The organism is Paenibacillus campinasensis (assembly GCF_002272015.1).
Classification (GTDB): domain Bacteria; phylum Bacillota; class Bacilli; order Paenibacillales; family Paenibacillaceae; genus Paenibacillus_AQ; species Paenibacillus_AQ campinasensis.
On record NZ_NPBY01000128.1, the window covers coordinates 1 to 2,449 of the forward strand.

3 protein-coding genes are annotated in these 2,449 nt (G+C 37.5%); all 3 read left to right on the plus strand.

Going from position 1 to position 2,449, the window contains the following annotated elements:
• A partial coding sequence (locus CHH67_RS25640; RefSeq protein ID WP_244908328.1) for an ADP-ribosyltransferase occupies positions 1–665 on the plus strand: 665 nt, incomplete at its 5' end.
• A gap of 22 nt (positions 666–687) precedes the next feature.
• Positions 688–1,470, plus strand: a complete 783-nt coding sequence (locus tag CHH67_RS25645; RefSeq protein ID WP_095268197.1) for a hypothetical protein — start codon at positions 688–690, stop codon at positions 1,468–1,470.
• Positions 1,471–1,487: 17 nt separating this feature from the next.
• Entirely contained in the window at positions 1,488–2,201 is a 714-nt protein-coding gene (locus CHH67_RS25650; RefSeq protein ID WP_095268198.1) for a pentapeptide repeat-containing protein, read from the plus strand.
• The last annotated feature ends 248 nt before the right edge of the window (positions 2,202–2,449 follow it).

The window sequence follows — 2,449 nt, forward strand, 5'->3', positions numbered from 1 at the left end:
GGGGTGTAAACCTAAACAAGAGTGGTCTGACCACTGAGCAAGATAAATACTACAGAACAAAAATTAATGATGCAGAAGCACGTGGTGATATAGAAGCAGCAAATAATGCAAGATATGAACGATATATTGAGAAACAGAAAAATCTTGACAAAGAAATAAAACCTAGAGAAGAATGGGATTCAGATCGAATACGGATGGAAAATAATAGACAGCGTGGTAGGGTAGAAGAAGAAAGTGGAAGGAAAGCTTTGGAACAACATCTTGGGCAAAAATTAGATAACAATAATACAGGAGAAATTAGAACCCACACATCTAGCGAAGGACATGTCACACGACCAGATAGCATAGGGCGTAGCACTAATGGTGAAATTAATTTAGTCCATGACCATAAACATAAAACTGGTGAAGGTCAACAAGTCATCCATAATGATAGTCAAATGCGTGCACAGAGGGAAATGCTTGAAGATAAAGTGAATGGTTTACATGTAGTGACGTTATCAAGTGATAAACCTAGCTTAGCTGACGTTCCACCAAGTCCTAGACCAAGTGCTCCACTAGGAGAAAAAAGTAAAGTTTACTATACGGATCCATTAAAAAATGTAATTACTCACGTGTGGGAGACAAATCCTCGCCTTCCTGGGGGAGGTAGATGGAAGAAACTGTGAGTACAATTTGGGAGGGCCTGCAATGAAACCTGATTTACTATCAATTTCTATGTTTCCAACAGTGTCTTTGGATATAGAAGATAAGATTAGAAATTTGTTGGAAATTTTTGAGGCGAATGAAAAAATGATTCCTACCTACTGGGGAAATAGTGATGGCGTTAAGGTAGAATATAATCGTAATGAAATAATAGAAAAAGTAATTGCAAAAGACAAGATTTCTGAACTGTATCTTTATCGAGATAAAGCCGCAAAATATAGTGGAGTGTTTGATATTAAGTGGAGTCAAAGATCTTTTTTGAAAATTGATTTTCATAAACCTATTTCACCTAAATTATTAGCGAGCTTTTATGATTTTTCTGATAAAATTGCTCAATTGGTAAAGCCGATTTATGGTGTAGCTCATATTTTTTGGCCTTCAACATACCCGTGGAATAACGAAAGAGAGCGTATGCAAGTTTGGATGGATGTTTGTGCTTATCCCGTACCGGTTCGTTTTTTTCCAAATGGCCCGCTCGGTATAGGAGCTAGAACGTACTTCAGTGGGCATCTCCTCGAAATGTTTGGAAAGGAGTTTTTGCTTGATTGCCCTGGAGAGGTTACAGAACCAGACTGGGGGGGAATACGTATTGATGTACTTCCTTCCTTTCTCACATCGGATAACGACACTTTGTTAGAAAGTTGGTTATCGATAATGAAATATTTACAAACGTCTCAAGTACTAGCTATTCCTAGTTTTGATGAAGATAAAATGGGAGTTTCATTTTCACCGAATACTGCCTGGAAAGAATATTTAAATAAAAGCTGACCAACAGAGGTGAGATTATGAGTGGACACAGCAACGAACGTCATAGAGTAATGCAAATCATTGATCATTCAAGAAACGAAAATGAGATAATTAATGGCTTAGAGTTGGATTATATTGATTTATCCTTTTCTGATTTATCTCAAGTTGCTGGAGATCGTATATATGCAAATGAAATTAATTTTAGAGGTTCTTCGCTTATAGGAGTATCCCTACGTGATTGTGAATTTATTGCTGCTAATTTTGAGAGCTGTAACTTTGAAGGTGCTGATATCGCTGACTGTGTTCTAAGTGAGGCAAACTTTAGTAAATCTCAAATGAAGCATGCAGAAATTAAAATAAGTACATGTATTGAAACGTGTTTTGATGATGTTGATCTTTCTTATGGAAACCTCTCAGGCACTACTATGTTAAAAGCTACATTTCGTCGATCCATCCTAAAGGGTATTCGAGCCCAGAAGGTTAACTTCGATCAATCTGATCTGACTAGTGCTACTCTGTCAGATGGTGATTTTGAGAAGTCTGATTTTATTCAGGCTATTTTAACAAAGGTTGAAGCTAAAAATGCAAACTTTGCTGGAGGGAATCTTACAGGGGCGAATCTTTCATATGGAGATTTTACAGGGGCTGATTTTTCAAATACAAATATTGCTAATGTGATTTGGAAAGGAGCAATAGTAGAGGGTGCGAAATTCGATGATTCTGCAAGAGAAATCGTCCTTAAAGGGTTGTAGTAATGATAACCGGAACATACTAGTAAATGCCTGAGGAATAGAGACCATGACAGCTTGAAGAGGGTCATTCATTTTACCTAATCCAAATTTTAAAAGCTTATTCTACCTTGTGATCTTATGAGGGGAATGAGCTTTTTTATGGTGAAATTTGCAGAGACATCAGAGAGACAACTTATAAGCGTCAGTATCCATAGAGGATCTAGAGCCGCCGCCAGAAGAGAAGAAGGGCTTCTGGAGCAAGGTGCTGC

Bases quoted from the DNA above. Each gene is read 5' to 3' on its own strand.
- CHH67_RS25645 (WP_095268197.1), top strand. From the start codon at position 688: ATGAAACCTGATTTACTATCAATTTCTATGTTTCCAACAGTGTCTTTG.
- CHH67_RS25650 (WP_095268198.1), top strand. From the start codon at position 1,488: ATGAGTGGACACAGCAACGAACGTCATAGAGTAATGCAAATCATTGAT.